Origin of the sequence: Thermosipho ferrireducens (genome assembly GCF_017358165.1) — a bacterium.
GTDB classification, from domain to species: domain Bacteria; phylum Thermotogota; class Thermotogae; order Thermotogales; family Fervidobacteriaceae; genus Thermosipho_B; species Thermosipho_B ferrireducens.
This window is the reverse complement of the sequence record NZ_CP071446.1, coordinates 1853587-1868303: the sequence shown is the minus strand read 5'-3', so window position 1 is coordinate 1868303 and position 14717 is coordinate 1853587. Positions and strand designations below refer to the sequence as shown.

Annotated in this window: 13 protein-coding genes; 8 read left to right on the top strand and 5 right to left on the bottom strand. The window is 33.9% G+C overall.

Annotated elements, in window-relative coordinates; genetic code table 11:
- Positions 1-8: 8 nt before the first annotated feature.
- From JYK00_RS09150 to JYK00_RS09135, 4 genes are all read left to right on the top strand, one after another.
- Positions 9-638, top strand: coding sequence for an MBL fold metallo-hydrolase (locus tag JYK00_RS09150; RefSeq protein ID WP_207566593.1), 630 nt, complete (start codon positions 9-11; stop codon positions 636-638).
- Positions 639-643: 5 nt separating this feature from the next.
- Positions 644-2098, top strand: a complete 1455-nt coding sequence (locus tag JYK00_RS09145) for a glycogen synthase (RefSeq protein WP_207566592.1) — start codon at positions 644-646, stop codon at positions 2096-2098.
- 22 nt (positions 2099-2120) lie between these two features.
- Complete coding sequence (galT, locus tag JYK00_RS09140) at positions 2121-3119, top strand: galactose-1-phosphate uridylyltransferase (RefSeq protein ID WP_207566591.1); 999 nt, start codon at positions 2121-2123, stop codon at positions 3117-3119.
- Positions 3120-3229: 110 nt separating this feature from the next.
- Positions 3230-3634 carry a type II secretion system protein gene (locus JYK00_RS09135; protein WP_207567683.1) on the top strand — a complete coding sequence of 135 codons (405 nt, stop codon included), beginning with the start codon at positions 3230-3232 and terminating at the stop codon, positions 3632-3634.
- Positions 3635-3826: 192 nt separating this feature from the next.
- Here the strand turns inward: JYK00_RS09135 and JYK00_RS09130 are convergent, their stop codons facing one another.
- Genes JYK00_RS09130 through miaB form a run of 5 tightly spaced genes read right to left on the bottom strand, consistent with a single transcriptional unit; the run spans position 3827 to position 8582 of the window.
- Positions 3827-4933, bottom strand: coding sequence for a tetratricopeptide repeat protein (locus JYK00_RS09130; RefSeq protein WP_207566590.1), 1107 nt, complete (start codon positions 4931-4933; stop codon positions 3827-3829).
- On the bottom strand, positions 4875-5837 hold the full coding sequence (locus JYK00_RS09125; protein ID WP_207566589.1) for a cation diffusion facilitator family transporter: 963 nt from the start codon (positions 5835-5837) through the stop codon (positions 4875-4877). The genes JYK00_RS09130 and JYK00_RS09125 overlap by 59 nt, the downstream gene beginning before the upstream one ends.
- Before the next feature lie 19 nt (positions 5838-5856).
- Positions 5857-6384: an isochorismatase family cysteine hydrolase gene (locus tag JYK00_RS09120; protein ID WP_207566588.1), complete on the bottom strand. Its 528-nt coding sequence runs from the start codon at positions 6382-6384 to the stop codon at positions 5857-5859.
- Between the two features lie 22 nt (positions 6385-6406).
- Positions 6407-7267 (bottom strand): YitT family protein, encoded by an 861-nt coding sequence (locus tag JYK00_RS09115; protein ID WP_207566587.1) that lies wholly within the window; start codon positions 7265-7267, stop codon positions 6407-6409.
- A 22-nt stretch (positions 7268-7289) separates the two neighbouring features.
- Positions 7290-8582 carry a tRNA (N6-isopentenyl adenosine(37)-C2)-methylthiotransferase MiaB gene (gene miaB / locus JYK00_RS09110; protein ID WP_207566586.1) on the bottom strand — a complete coding sequence of 431 codons (1293 nt, stop codon included), beginning with the start codon at positions 8580-8582 and terminating at the stop codon, positions 7290-7292.
- Between the two features lie 124 nt (positions 8583-8706).
- Here miaB and JYK00_RS09105 point away from each other — a divergent pair, with 124 nt between their 5' ends.
- The 4 genes from JYK00_RS09105 (at position 8707) to JYK00_RS09090 (ending at position 14715) form a co-directional block, all read left to right on the top strand.
- Positions 8707-9714: an acyltransferase family protein gene (locus JYK00_RS09105; protein ID WP_207566585.1), complete on the top strand. Its 1008-nt coding sequence runs from the start codon at positions 8707-8709 to the stop codon at positions 9712-9714.
- A 434-nt stretch (positions 9715-10148) separates the two neighbouring features.
- A complete protein-coding gene (gene gltX, locus JYK00_RS09100) occupies positions 10149-11567 on the top strand; it encodes a glutamate--tRNA ligase (protein ID WP_207566584.1) in 1419 nt (472 codons plus the stop codon).
- Between the two features lie 25 nt (positions 11568-11592).
- Positions 11593-13008: a cysteine--tRNA ligase gene (cysS, locus tag JYK00_RS09095; RefSeq protein WP_207566583.1), complete on the top strand. Its 1416-nt coding sequence runs from the start codon at positions 11593-11595 to the stop codon at positions 13006-13008.
- Positions 13009-14715 (top strand): proline--tRNA ligase, encoded by a 1707-nt coding sequence (locus JYK00_RS09090; protein ID WP_207566582.1) that lies wholly within the window; start codon positions 13009-13011, stop codon positions 14713-14715.
- Positions 14716-14717: the final 2 nt, after the last annotated feature.

The following is a 14717-nucleotide window of genomic DNA, read 5'->3' as shown; positions in this document are numbered from 1 at the left end:
AGTTTTTCATGAAATTAGAGATTTTGCTTGAAGGAGGAATTATAAACATTTCCAGCGTGGTAAAAGCTACTTATAGTACAATTGCATTACTCTATGATAAAGATAAAAAAATAATACTGGAACCTGGAGATTATGTAACTCATGCGTTTCTGGAGAATAAATTGAAAGAGTTAGGACTTAAAGTTGAAGAAATCACCGATGTTGTTTTAACACATTTTCACCTTGATCATGCGTATAATTCAATGTTTTTCCCGGAGGCCACAGTTCATATTCATGAAAATTATTTGAAGAAAAGTTACGAAAAGTTTGGAATGATAGTTGGAAAACAATATCTTGCGGTTATGAATTCATGGAAAAAAGCCCGGACATTCAAAGACGGAGATATTTTATTTGATAAAATTAAGGTATATCATACACCGTGGCATGCAAAAGAACACTGTTCTTTTGTTGTAGAAACAGAAAATATGGGAAAAGTATTTTTTGCTGGAGATATTGTAATGACGAGGGTGGAGTTCTATGATATAATGAGGATGTTAAGAAACGATGATTGCGCAAGATTTGTTCGAGAAATGGTTGATAATTGCGATTATTTGGTCTTGACTCATGATGGGGTGGTTGATTTAAAAAACTGGAGGTGAGCTTTATGAAAGTGGCGTTAATATCTTATGAAGTTTATCCATTTGCAAAAGTTGGGGGACTTGCTGATGTGGTAGGAGCACTTCCAAAATACCTTGAAAAACATGGAACCAAGCCCATAATATTTATGCCAAAACATAGAGTTGTTGAAAAAGGTGCTGAGAAATTTGGGTATACGTTAAAAAAAATCAAAGAAGGTCTTAATGTTCCTTTTTTAAAAACAGACGAAAAATTTGATATCTACGAAACAAAGTTACCAAAGAGCAATGTACCTGTATACTTGATTTCAAATGATTATTATTTTTCTGCAGAAAAAGTTTATGATGGTCCTGATCTTGCTGAACAGGCAATTTATTTTTCAGCTGCTGTTCTTGAAGCGATAAAAAATCTTAAGCTCAAATTTGATATCTTCCACGTAAACGATTGGCAAACTGCCTTAATTCCCGTGTATTTGAAAAGTCTTTATAAGGAAGTTCCTGAATTTTTTAAAGCAGCTGTTGTGTTAACAATTCACAATCTTGGGTATCAGGGGATTTTTGATCAAAAGTATCTGGAATTTGCAGGTTTACCAGAATATCTTTACAATATAGACGGTATAGAGTTTTATGGAAAGATAAACTTTTTAAAAGGAGGAATACTATTTTCAGATGTTATAAACACGGTTAGTCCAACATATTCGCAGGAAATTCAAACAAAAGAATACGGAGAAAAGCTTGATGGGGTTTTAAGACTTAGAGCAGCTGATTTATATGGAATATTAAATGGTATAGATTACGAAGAATACAATCCTGCCACTGACGATAGGATATATGTTAATTATTCAATTGATGACATAGAAAAAAAGTATGAAAACAAAAAGAAACTTCAAGAAGAAATGGGATTGCCGGTAAAAGATGTTCCAGTTATTGGTATGATTAATAGACTTGTTGATCAAAAAGGACTCGATATTCTTGCGGATATTTTTAGGTATATAACGTTGTTCAACGTCCAGTTTGTGTTACTTGGTACGGGAGATGAAAAATATGAAAAACTTTTTGAGGATATCGCAAAAGAATTTCCAGAAAAAGTATCAGCAAATATAAAATTTGATGTGACGCTTGCTCAGAAAATATATGCTGCAAGTGATATGTTTTTAATGCCATCAAGATACGAACCTTGCGGTTTGGGACAAATGTATAGTTTAAGATATGGCACAATTCCAGTTGTCAGGTATACAGGTGGACTCGCAGATACTGTAATGGAATATGATGAAAGTACAATGAAAGGAAACGGTTTTGGATTCAAGGAATATGATTCGGCTCATCTGTTGAGGGCAATAGCACGTTCTGTTGATATTTACTTTAACAAAAAACAGCATTGGAGAAAATTAATTAAAAATGCAATGACAACAGATCTTTCATGGGAAAGATCAGCAAAAGAATATATTAAACTTTATACACGTGCAAAAAATAAAATTGTGTAAATACTGAGGAGGTTGTGTTGATATGCCAGAGTATAGAAAGGATCCAGTGGTTAAAAGATGGGTAATAATCGCTACTGAGAGAGCAAAAAGGCCGCATGATTTCTCTGTACCGAGCGAGGAGAAACAGGGAGGTTTTTGTCCATTTGATTATGGTAATGAACATACTACACCTCCTGAAATATTAGCGTTTAGACCTGCAGATACAGAGCCCAACACTCCTGGCTGGTGGGTAAGAGTTGTTCCAAATAAATTTCCTGCGGTTAATCCAGAGTTAAAAATTCAAAAATACGGTCACGGAATGTATGATGCGATGACTGGCTTTGGATATCATGAGGTTATAATTGAAACTCCGGATCATTCCAGTACTTTTGCGTTACTTGACCCTGAACAGGCAAAAGAAGTTGTGTGGGCATATGTAAAAAGGTATAATGCCATCGCAGAAGATGAGCGAATAAAATATGTACTTATATTCAGGAACCACGGTATTCTTGGAGGAGCATCTTTAGTGCATCCACATAGTCAGATAATAGCCGTTCCAAGTGTCCCAAAAAGGGTTCAGGAAGAGCTAAACGGGGCAAAAGATTACTATGATTACAAGGAAAGATGTGTGTTTTGCGATATGATTTCTCAGGAAAAAATAGAAAATAAAAGAATAATAGAAGAAAACGAACATTTTATAGCTTTTGCGCCATATGCTTCACGCTTTCCATTTGAGGTCTGGATTCTTCCCAAAAGACATAATCATAATTTTGGGACGATTACGGAACCTGAGATTGAAAAATTTGCAATAATTTTAAAAAATACACTTTACAGGATATATTCCGTTCTCGATAATCCACCGTATAATTTTGTAATACATACGTCTCCAACTTACGAAGAAGGGAAAATATATTATCACTGGCATGTTGAGATAATGCCAAGGTTGACAAGAGTAGCAGGGTTTGAATGGGGTTCTGGTTTTTACATCAATCCAGTACCACCTGAAGATGCCGCGATATATTTAAGAGAAATAGAAGTGTAAGTGTTAATGGAAAATTACAGAGCGGTTGACATAAACCAGTGTAATGTGATAGAATGAGACATGAATTTAAGTTAGAATCTTAATTATTTTGGGAGGTGGGGTTTATGAAAATGAGGAAAGGTTTTACTTTGGTTGAACTTTTGATTGTGTTAGCAGTTATTGCAGCACTGTTATCTGTTGCAACACCTGTAGCGTTGAATGCGGTTAGAAAGGCCAAAGCAACTCAGGTTGCACAGAATTTGAGAAATTTAAAAACAGCAATTGAGAGTTATATAAATATTGAACAGAGTACTCCATCTACATTTACTGATTTAACCAATTATTTAACAGGGGCAGATTTGAAAAGTAGTTACGATTATTCTATAACTGATAATTCTACTTATTATAGCGGTGAAGTATGGTATACAAAAGATGATGTTACTTATAATGAACTCGTTAAAATCCTGCCAGATGCAACAGAAATTGGAACAGCGAAAAATCCAGGCTTGAAATTCCAGGTAGCGAAATGGTGGTAACAAGAGCAATTAGTCATTTTTGAAATAGAGAAATTTTTATGGTTTATTTTAATCTAAAAAAGTGGGCTGTTTAAAAGCAGCCCACTTTTCTATTTGATGTTTGAATTTGAGATAAACAATTGCTGTAAGTAAATCTATTAGACACTTTTTTACGACGATCTGTATAATTCCCATGGAAAGAGTGGGTTGAAATTATAATTTTAATCTTTTTATCAAATTGTATTCTTCAAGAGCTTCATCGTACATTCCAGCTTCTTCGTATAGTTGGGCTAATCTTAAATGTTTTTCTTCATCCATTGGTGAGTTATTTACAATCTTTTTGTAGGTGAGAGCTGCAAGCTTTTTTAATCCAAAAATGTAGAAGATGTAAAATCTTATGATTCTAAATGAAATTAGTATGAATAACAGTGATGTTGAAAGCCATGGTATAATATTAAAATCTTTTTTTGTGTTCTTTTTGATATTCAAATTTTCCGGAATATTTTTTATTTCGGAATTTTCGTTGATGTTGTTTAATTTTTTTTCAACTGTTTGAGTAAGAAGTGAGTGCTTTACAGGTAGTTCTGTTATTTCTTTTTTTATTTGAAATAGTTCGTCCTGAGTTAAATTTTCTGATAATCTTCTGGTTATGCTGGCGTACGTCTCTATTGCTTTTAAAATACTCGAACTCAGGTTTCCTCCAAGCTCTTTTGCTATTTCTATTATTCTTGCAATTATGGGGATATTTTTTTCATCAAAATCGTTTATGTTCGTAGCTATATAAATCAGCATATTGGTTCCTATATCTTTTGAATATTTACTGAGTTTCAAAAGTGATATGTTATCGTATGATAAAAACGTCGGATATTTTACAAAAAAATTGACAAGATTTTTCCCCGCAATTTTTGAATTTATTTCTGGATTTACTATTTTTAGCAGTCTTAAATACCGATTAAAAGTGTCAAACTCAGGAGTTTCAATGGCTTTACGTACACTTTCATTGGTTTGAGGGAAAATAGTTAAAAGTGAATTTAATATACTTGCAGGTGGAGTGGTATTTTGAACGTAGTTTATAAATTCGTCAAAATTTTCTTGAATGGCAAAATCAAAACCGGAAATATTTTTTAATGTGAGTTTCGCTTTTATGATGTGACCAATATTTTCCAGTGAGGTATCTGTAGGATTTTCAAGGACATAATCAAGAAACATTCCCCAGGCTCTTTCTGGATTGCTCTTTGAAACATCAAGTATTTGATTTTTGTTAATTCCCAGGATTATTATTGATAGAGTTATTACTAAAATCGTCGTTAATTTTTTCATTTTTCTCCCCTAATCCAAAAGGCTCTTTTTCAAGGTTTCCAATAGGTTCAACATGAATCACAACATCAAATATTCTGTCGGTTTTGGATAATATTTTTTTCTTTAAACACAATGTTAAATCATGTGCTTTACTAACAGTAAGATGCGGACTAACTTCTATATCCATGTCTATGTCGTAAAGATTTCCTATCTTTCTTACACGAACTTTGTGCGGATTGTAAACTCCGTCACATTCTTTACATGAATTGAATATAGTATTGTAAATCCACATATCTTCTGGCTTTAACCCATCCATTAAATCGTATACATTTTCTGTAAAAATTTCAAAAGCTACTTTTATTATTATACCAGACATTATAACTCCAACAACGGGATCCATCCATGGTATTCCAAGTTTGTTGAAAAATACCCCCAGAAAAACCAATGTTGATAATAATATGTCGTTCCGCATGTTTAAAGCTTCTGCAAGCATGGATGCACTGTTGTACTTTTTTCCAGTTTTGTATTCTATTATAAATAAGAAAGTTTTTCCAATAAGTGATACGATTGTTATTAAAAGTGGTATAAAGCTTGTGATAACAAAATAGTTACCTGTGACGAGCCTTTTGATACTTTCTATTAAAAGAGAAACACCGGCATAGAAAATGACGAATGATACAATTTTCGCACCAATGTTTTCAGATTTTTGATGACCGTATGGATGGGTTTCATCAGGTGGTTTTGCTGAGATTTTTGTAGATATAAGAACTACTGTGGACGTTAGTATGTCTGTTGAGGTATCTATCCCATCTGCTAGTACAGCCATACTGTTAAATAAAATACCAACAAATACTTTAAACCCTGCAAGTATTGTGTTGGTTAAAAGAGCAACAAAGGCCACTCTTTTTATTATGTTTTGGTTCACACAATCAGCTCCTGTTAATTTATTCAATAATATTTGCTCTTAGTACTTCTTTCATTAACTTTAATGATAAGTTGTGTAATTCTTTATCGTATGATGCTACGCAGTTTTTGTATACATTTGTTTCAATCTGCCTATTTCTTAGTTCTTCCACTGTGAATAACACGCATATGTTTGTTACTAAGCCTACCACATCGATTTCGGTTATGTTCAGTTCTTTTAACATTTTATCAAAATTTGTATTATAAAAAGCTGAGTATCTGGTTTTTTTTATGGAGAAAGCTTTATCATAGTTTTCAAGAACTTTTTTTATATCATCAACTATTTCTGCGCCAGGAGTATTTTCAACACAATGTTGAGGCCAGATGTTGAACTCGGGATCATTTTGTAAATGCCAGTCCTGAGTGTAAAATATTGGTAATTCTTTTTCTTTGAATTTTAATATGAGTTTTTTAATAGGGTCAATAACATTTTCTGCACCTTTGAAATACAGGCTACCTTTCGGCGTTGCAAAATCATTTTGTACATCAATAATTAACAGGGCTTTCATAAGTAACTCACCCCTTCTGGTTTTATAACCTTTTTTTGAACCCTTCTCCTAAAACGTATCGAGATTCATTTACAATGACAAACGCATCATGATCAACTTTTTTAACAAAATGTATCAGTTCATTGAGTTCTTTTCTTCTCAGCGCTACATATATTATATCTCTTTCTTTTCCAGTATAACCACCTATTCCATGTAAATATGTAAAGCCCCTTCCCATCTTTTTGAGTATAAAATCCGCTATTTCTTCTTTTTGGTCTGTTATAATGGTCACAGTAATTGCAAGTTCCAGACCTTTTAATACAAAGTCAATGGTAATACCGTTGATTATTATAGCAAGAATTGAGTACATACCAATCGATGCGTTGAAGGTCAACCCTGCAAGTATTCCTATGAAGAAATCAATAAAAAGTAAAGTTGTACCCATTGGAGAGCTGAAAAATTTGTTGAATATTTTTGCTAAAATGTCTGTGCCACCAGTTGAAGAGTTTTGAGCAAATGTTATTGCCATACCAATAGCTGTTAAGATGTCACCAAATAGTACTGCTAATATTAAATCTTCACCACTGTATTTTGGAAGGGGGACAATTCGGTCAAAAAAATCTATAAGAAAATTCAGTAAAAAAGTACAATATATTGTTTTATAGCTAAAATCAAAACCTATTGTAACAAAAGCTACTAAAAATAGAACTATGTTTATAATATACATCCATATACCAACAGGTAGAGAAATAATAGAATGTAAAATTATTGCTAATCCAGAAGCTCCTCCTGCTGCAATATTATTAGGTATTAAAAAAACTACCAGACCAACTGCTGTTATTATAACACCTATAGTTGACAAAATGTATTCACTTATTATCTCTCTTTTTGAAACGTTTGTCATAAAACTCCCCCTTTAGGTATGATTAATCTAATATTTTTATTAGTTTTCCATAAAGAGGTCCTGCTGTGACTTTTTCTATTTTTATAATGACTTTTTTGCCTATTAATTCAGGGTTACCACCGAAGGATATTATCTTATTTCTTATGTCTCTTCCATATAACAATCCAGAATTTGCCCGGGCTTCAACAATTATCTCTGTTTCTTTATTTAAGTATTGTTCATTGAGCTGTCTGTTAATATCTTTTTGAAGATTTAATAAATATGCCATTCTTTTGGTTTTAACTATCCTTGGAACATCGTCTTTAAAATATTTCCATGCTATAGTTCCCTCACGTGGAGAGTATATAGCTAAATTTAAACGTTCGAATTTAATCTCTTTTACAAGTTTTACAGTATCTTCAAAATCCTTTTCTGTTTCGCCAGGAAAACCAACAATTATATCACTTGAAATTGAAGCATCTGGTACAATTTCTCTTATTTGTTTGATAAGTTCAATATAATCTTCTCGTGTATATCTTCTATTCATTTTTTTAAGTATATCGTTGCTGCCGTGTTGAACAGGAAGATGTATATTTTTTGAAATTTTTCGATTTTTCGAAATCTCATATGCAATGTCCAGAGAAAAATCCGTGGGATATGAGGTTAAAAACCATAGCCTTTCTATGTTATTTATTTCTGATGCTTTGTGTAGTAATTTTGCAAGATTTGTGCCATCTTTTAAATCTTTTCCATAAGCATCCACATTTTGTCCCAAAAATGTTATCTCCTTTACACCACTGGAAGCCAGTTTGTTGACTTCTAAAAGAATTTCTTCTAACTTTCTTGACTTTTCTCTTCCACGGGTGTAAGGAACTATACAATAAGTACAAAATCTATTGCATCCGTAAATTATGGTTACCCAGGCATGATGTTTTGAAGCTTTTCTTGAAATCGATGTGTAATCTATCTTATCTATTAAATCTTCAAAATATGCTACTTTTTTCCCATGTAGTGAGTTTTCAACAGCTTCAACTATTCTTGGAATTGCGCGGGTACCGAGAATGAATGATATACCTCTTTTAAAGAGGTATTCTTTCTCTTTTTCCGCTACACACCCCATAAGTCCAACTTTTTTTCTATTTTTTATCAATTCTCCTATGTAACTGTACGCTTTTTCCTCCGATTTTTTTCTTACAGCACACGTGTTTAATATGACAAGTTCAGCATCATTGTCATTTTCAACTATCTCGTAACCGGCCAACTCAAGATAGTGTTTTGCTACTTCGCTATCATTTTCATTCATCTGACAACCGTAAGTTTTAATAAATATTTTCAAACTTTAACCTCCTCAATAACATTGGATGCGAGTTAAATTTTACCATCTTTGTTTAAAAATGATAAGAGATAAGTATTAACAGATATGTTAAATATGTTATTATATTTACAACAGGGGGGATTGAATGCGAATTGAGACAATTGATTACGCCAGGGGCTTGCTTATAATAGCCGTCGTTCTGGCACACTCGATGGTTCCTGAAGGAGTATTCGCTTTTATATCGTATTTGCTATCAGCTTTTTTATTTATTTCAGGATATCTTTATAAAGATTATGGATTTTATGAGAGGTTTAAAAAGCTTTTTAAAGGGATTTTAATACCATATTTTTTTATGGCTTTTTTTAATCTTCTGATTTTTGAAGTTTTTAATTTATGGACAGGTGTTTATAATAGTCCTCAGATTTTTTTGAATTTTTTTAAGCACATTTTTCTTGGTTTGCTGGATGATTTAGGAAGTGTGCCTGTGACAGTTATACCATTATGGTATTTGTACATGTTTTTTGTGGCGGAAATGTTGTTTCTTATAATGAAAAAATTAAAAATTGTTCATTTGATTCCGGTGATGTCAATTTTATTTACATATTTTGGGAACAGTTTTTTGGTTTTCAAAATAAGTGTGGCTTTTCACGGGTTGATTTATTTTTATTTAGGGTGGTTATTGAAACGTCGTGGTTTTAATTTTAAATTTAAAGTTCCGTGGTTGTATTTTATACTTTCTCTATCTGGAATTATATTTCTTATAAACATTAATGGCAATGTGGACTGGCAATTCAACTTTTATGGGAAAAATCCTTTGATTTCTTATTTTGTAGAATTTTTGTGGATAATCCTTACAATTTCCGGTGCCTGTTTAATAAAAACTAAATTTTTAAAAAGAATTTTTTTAGTTTTTGGAAGAAATACATTGTTTGTACTTGGTTATCATATTACAATACCAGCTATATTTTTATATCCTCTGTTCTCACTTTTTGGCGATCCAGTGGCTATTGCTGAAAAATTATGGATTGTATATTTCATTTTAGATTTTTCTTTGATTTATTTTATAATAAATTTTTTACCAGATTTATTCTTGAACATTTTATCCGGACAATTTTATTTATTAAAATTCCAGGAAATGCCTCTTGAAAAATGATCCTTATTGGCAAGGTTGGCGAGATTAGCAAGGCTTGTCCTGAGCACAAAGTGCGAAGGATCTTGCGAGAGTTAGTAAAAAGAATAAGATCCCTCGCATACGCTCGGGATGACAGAAAAAGAGGCTTTCATTTCAAAGAACAAGAAAGCAAGGAATTCCCTCATCTGTGTCATTCCGAGGGGCAGGAAAAGGCAGAAATCCCCCACCAGTGTCATTCCGAGGAACGTAGTGACGAGGAATCTTATTATTAGCGAGAGTTAGCGAGGCCTGTCTTGAGCACGAAATGCGAAGGATCTTGCGAGGGTTAGTAAAAGAGAATAAAAAATAAAAAGTGTTTTCCTTTTTCTGGCAGAAACAGCAGCAACTATAGAGGGCTTTTGCTGCTTTATCTCTTATGATATAATTAGTTTAGTTAAAATTCAGGAGGTGTATCTATGATTCGTCTGAGGTTTGCGCCAAGTCCTACAGGGTATTTACATGTTGGAGGAGCTCGTACTGCGCTTTTTAATTATCTTTATGCAAGAAAGATGAATGGTTCCTTTATTTTGAGAATAGAGGACACTGATATAGAACGTTCTGAAAAGCAGTTTGAAGATGGATTGATAAAAGCTTTGAAGTGGCTTGGGCTGGACTGGGATGAGGGACCTGATGTAGGCGGAAATTACGGTCCGTATAGACAAAGTGAAAGGCTTCAAATTTACGAACAAATGGCGGAAAAGCTTTTGAATGAGGGTAAAGCATACAAAGTTTATGCATATCCTGAAGAGATTGAAGCTTTACGTGAAAAACTTTTAGCAGGTGGTAAGCCACCACATTATACTCGTGAGATGCTGGAAATTTATACCACTGCTGAAAGGATAAGAGAATATGAGGAAAAAGGGTTAAAACCAGCGATTTATTTTTCAATGCCAAGAAAAGAATATGTTTTGAATGATATAGTAAAAGGAGAAGTAATATTTAAAGAAGGAACAGTTGGAGATTTTGCTATTATTCGGAGCAATGGAATTCCCATATATAATTTTGCGTGTGTTGTTGATGATCATTTAATGGAAATATCCCATGTAATAAGAGGTGATGATCACTTGTCCAATACTGTTAAACAACTGGCTTTGTATGAAGCATTTGGGTGGACTCCACCGAAATTTGGACATGTTTCTATGATTTTAGGGCCTGATGCGAAAAAGCTGAGTAAAAGGCATGGTGCAACTTCAGTAGAAGAATTCAAGGAAAAGGGATATTTACCGGAAGCTGTGGTAAACTTTTTGGTACTTCTTGGATGGTCTCATCCTGAAGGAAAGGAAATAATGAGTATTGAAGAAATGATAGAAGCTTTTTCACTTGATAGACTTGGGAAAAATCCAGCGATATTTGATCCAACAAAATTAAGATGGATGAACGCAGAACATTTCAGGAAACTCGACGATGATAAAGCGTTAGAAAAAGCAATACCTTTTTTGGAAAAATACGCCTCTTTTGAAGAGATAAAACAAAATAAAGAATGGTTTATCAGATTGATAAAATCTGTAAAAGACAGAGTAGAGGAACTTTCCGAACTTCCTAAAATGGTTGAGTTTTTCTTTGAAGAACCTTCTCTGGAAAGAAATGTATCTTCTGATATCAGAGTAGTGTTTGGGAAACTTGTTTCAGAGCTGGAAGAAACTTCGGACTGGGATGAAAAGGTTATATATTCTATTTTTAAAAAGGTGTTGAAAGGTTCTAAAGTAAAAGGCAAAGAATTTTACATGGCGCTCAGGAAGGCTTTAACAGGTAGAGAAGAAGGTCCGGAATTGATAGATATTGTGTATCTTTTAGGAAAGGATAAAATCATTCGGAGACTTAAGAGGTACATATAGTTATAAAGTCCAGGTAGGTGAGAGCATGGCAGTTTATATAACAAACACTGAAACGGGAAAAAAGGAAAAATTGCGTACAATGGAACCTGGAGTAGTTAAAATGTATGTTTGTGGACCGACTGTTTATAACTATATTCATATCGGAAACGCCAGGCCGGCTGTAACTTTTGATGCGTTCAGGCGTTTTCTTGAATATAAAGGATATCGAGTAATAATGGTGCAAAATTTTACTGATATAGATGACAAAATAATAAGAGAAGCTAATGAGTGGGGAGTAAGTTTCAAAGATGTTGCCGATACATTTATTATGGAGTACTGGAAGGATGCCCACGCTCTTGGAATAAGAGCTGCAAATTTTCATCCGAGAACAACGGATTTTGTAAAAGAAATAATAGAAATGGTGGAAAAACTTATAGCAAAGGAAATAGCATACGTTGTTGAAAATGGAGATGTATACTTTAGTGTGAGAAAATTTGAAAAATATGGGTCACTTTCAGGAAAAAATATAGATGATTTGTTGGCAGGTGCACGAATAGAAGTAAATTCTTTGAAGAAAGATCCTCTGGATTTCGTTTTGTGGAAATCTGCTAAACCCTCAGAACCAAATTGGGAAAGCCCGTGGGGGTGTGGTAGACCTGGATGGCATATTGAGTGTTCTGTAATGTCTCAGGAATTGCTGGGCGACACTTTTGATATACACGCAGGAGGTGAAGATTTAATTTTTCCTCATCACGAGGATGAAAAGGCCCAGAGTGAGGCTTTAACAGGAAAGCCGTTTGCCCTGCAATGGATGCACAATGCAATGATTATAATACGTGGGGATAAAATGAGTAAATCGCTGGGAAACGTATTTATGGTTCGTGAAGCAGTAAGAAGGTATGGAAAAGATGCGGTTAAACTTTTCCTGCTTTCCAAACATTATAGAACTCCCATAGAATTTTCCCCTGAGATTCTTGAAGATAATAAAAGAGCAGCTTCAAGAGTGCTGAAAACTTTGAAAAGATACGAAGAGAAGTATTCTTATCCTTTGGTTCCAAAGAGAGATGCCTGGTTAAACGAGAAGGAAGCAGAATTTATAGAAGCCCTGGAAGATGATTTTAATACACCAAAGGCTATAGCGATTCTTTTTGAGACGGCAAAGGAGTTAAACAGGGCAATGGATGGAGGAGATGAAGATAAGGCGCTTAAAGCGTACCATTTGATTACGAGGGTATTTGGAAGTATTTTAGGAATATTTGAGGAAGGTTCATACTATGAAGAACGAAAAGATACTGCAGGTGAAAAAGTATTAGAAAAAATAATAGAGATTAGAAATAAATTTAGAAAAGAAAAAAATTATATAGCCGCAGATTTAATAAGAGATGGGTTAAAAGAACTGGGGATACAACTTTTTGATACGGCAGATGGTACAAAGTGGGAAAAAATTGACGGGGGTGAATAAATGAGATTTTCACAATTGTATGCTCCGACATTAAGAGAAAATCCTTCCGATGCGGAGATACCGAGTCAGGCACTTTTGCAAAGAGGTGGGTTTATAAGAAAAGTTGCAGCTGGAATTTACACATATTTACCACTTGGAAGGAGAGTTTTGTTGAAAATTGAAAATATTGTGCGTGAAGAAATGAACAGAATAGGCGCTCAGGAGATTTTGATGCCTATAATACAGCCTGCGGAGCTGTGGAAAATGACTGGAAGATGGGATGATTATGGACCTGAAATGATGAAGTTTAAAGATAGACATGATAGAGATTTTACACTTGGTCCCACGCATGAAGAACTTTTAACCAGTGTTGTAAATAACGAATTAACTTCATATAAGCAGCTTCCAATGACTTTTTATCAAATAGCAAATAAATATAGAGATGAAATTAGACCACGTTTTGGTGTTTTAAGAGCCCGGGAATTTATAATGAAAGATGCGTATAGCTTTCATGATTCGTGGGAATCTCTTGATGAAATGTATTTAAAGATGAGGGAAGCGTATGAGCGTATAATGAAGCGTATCGATTTAAAATTTACTATTGTAGAAGCAGCTGCGGGAGCAATAGGTGGTAATGAATCTCATGAATTTGTTGCGTTTGCTAACGCAGGAGAAAGTACTATTCTATATTGTGATTGTGGATATGCAGGGAGTGATGAGAGAGTTCCATATAAAGGAAAGTATAGAATTTATGAAGAGAATGAAAAAGAATTAGAGTTGTTGTTTACGCCGGATGTTCGAACTGTGGAACAGGTTGCAGATTTTATAGGGGTAAAGAGTTCTAAAATAGTTAAATCTCTGGTTTTTAGAGGTAGAGATGGTTATGTTATGGCTCTGGTTCCTGGAGACAAAGAATTAAATTTTGAAAAACTCAAGAGTTATATAAACGACCAATCACTTGAAATGGCAACACCGGATGAAGTTATTCAAAATTTTGGGGTTCCCATAGGCTTTCTTGGTCCAGTTGGAGTGAGAAATGTGAGAGTTATAGCCGATTATCAGGTAAAATACATGAAAAATTTTGTGGTGGGAGGAATGAAAAAAGATTATCACTATATAAACGTAAATTATGGTAGAGATTTTGAGGTTGAAGAGTGGGCGGATCTTGTGGTTGTTGAACCAGGAGATCCCTGTCCGAGCTGTGGCAAGCCATTGAAAGGAGAGAAGGGTATAGAACTTGGCCATATTTTTAAGCTTGGTACTAAATACTCGGAATCGATGAATGTAAAGTATATGGATAAAAATGGTGAGTTAAAACCATTTATAATGGGATGCTACGGGTGGGGAATATCACGTACCTTAGGAGCCGTTGTAGAGCAATACCATGACGATAACGGAATGGTTTGGCCACTTTCAATAGCACCTTATGAAATAATAATTACTGTGGTCGGAAAAGAAAAGGAGTTAAAGTTTGGTGAAAATGTTTATAATTTTTTGAAGGAAAAGTCGGATGAAGTTGTACTGGATGATAGGGCAGTATCTCCAGGTGTAAAGTTTAAGGACGCAGATTTGATTGGATTTCCATTTAGAGTGACAATAGGAAAGATGTTAAAAAATAATAAAGTAGAAATAAAAGTTAGAACAGGTGAAAAATTTGTTGTTGAGGCCAATATACAAAAAATATACGAACTTCTGGAAAAATTGAAAAAGGAATATAAGTTATCTTAAAG

Coding starts and splice junctions, on each gene's coding strand:
- JYK00_RS09150 (WP_207566593.1), top strand. CDS start 9: ATGAAATTAGAGATTTTGCTTGAAGGAGGAATTATAAACATTTCCAGC.
- JYK00_RS09145 (WP_207566592.1), top strand. CDS start 644: ATGAAAGTGGCGTTAATATCTTATGAAGTTTATCCATTTGCAAAAGTT.
- galT (WP_207566591.1), top strand. CDS start 2,121: ATGCCAGAGTATAGAAAGGATCCAGTGGTTAAAAGATGGGTAATAATC.
- JYK00_RS09135 (WP_207567683.1), top strand. CDS start 3,230: ATGAGGAAAGGTTTTACTTTGGTTGAACTTTTGATTGTGTTAGCAGTT.
- JYK00_RS09130 (WP_207566590.1), bottom strand. CDS start 4,933: ATGAAAAAATTAACGACGATTTTAGTAATAACTCTATCAATAATAATC.
- JYK00_RS09120 (WP_207566588.1), bottom strand. CDS start 6,384: ATGAAAGCCCTGTTAATTATTGATGTACAAAATGATTTTGCAACGCCG.
- JYK00_RS09115 (WP_207566587.1), bottom strand. CDS start 7,267: ATGACAAACGTTTCAAAAAGAGAGATAATAAGTGAATACATTTTGTCA.
- JYK00_RS09105 (WP_207566585.1), top strand. CDS start 8,707: ATGCGAATTGAGACAATTGATTACGCCAGGGGCTTGCTTATAATAGCC.
- gltX (WP_207566584.1), top strand. CDS start 10,149: ATGATTCGTCTGAGGTTTGCGCCAAGTCCTACAGGGTATTTACATGTT.
- cysS (WP_207566583.1), top strand. CDS start 11,593: ATGGCAGTTTATATAACAAACACTGAAACGGGAAAAAAGGAAAAATTG.
- JYK00_RS09090 (WP_207566582.1), top strand. CDS start 13,009: ATGAGATTTTCACAATTGTATGCTCCGACATTAAGAGAAAATCCTTCC.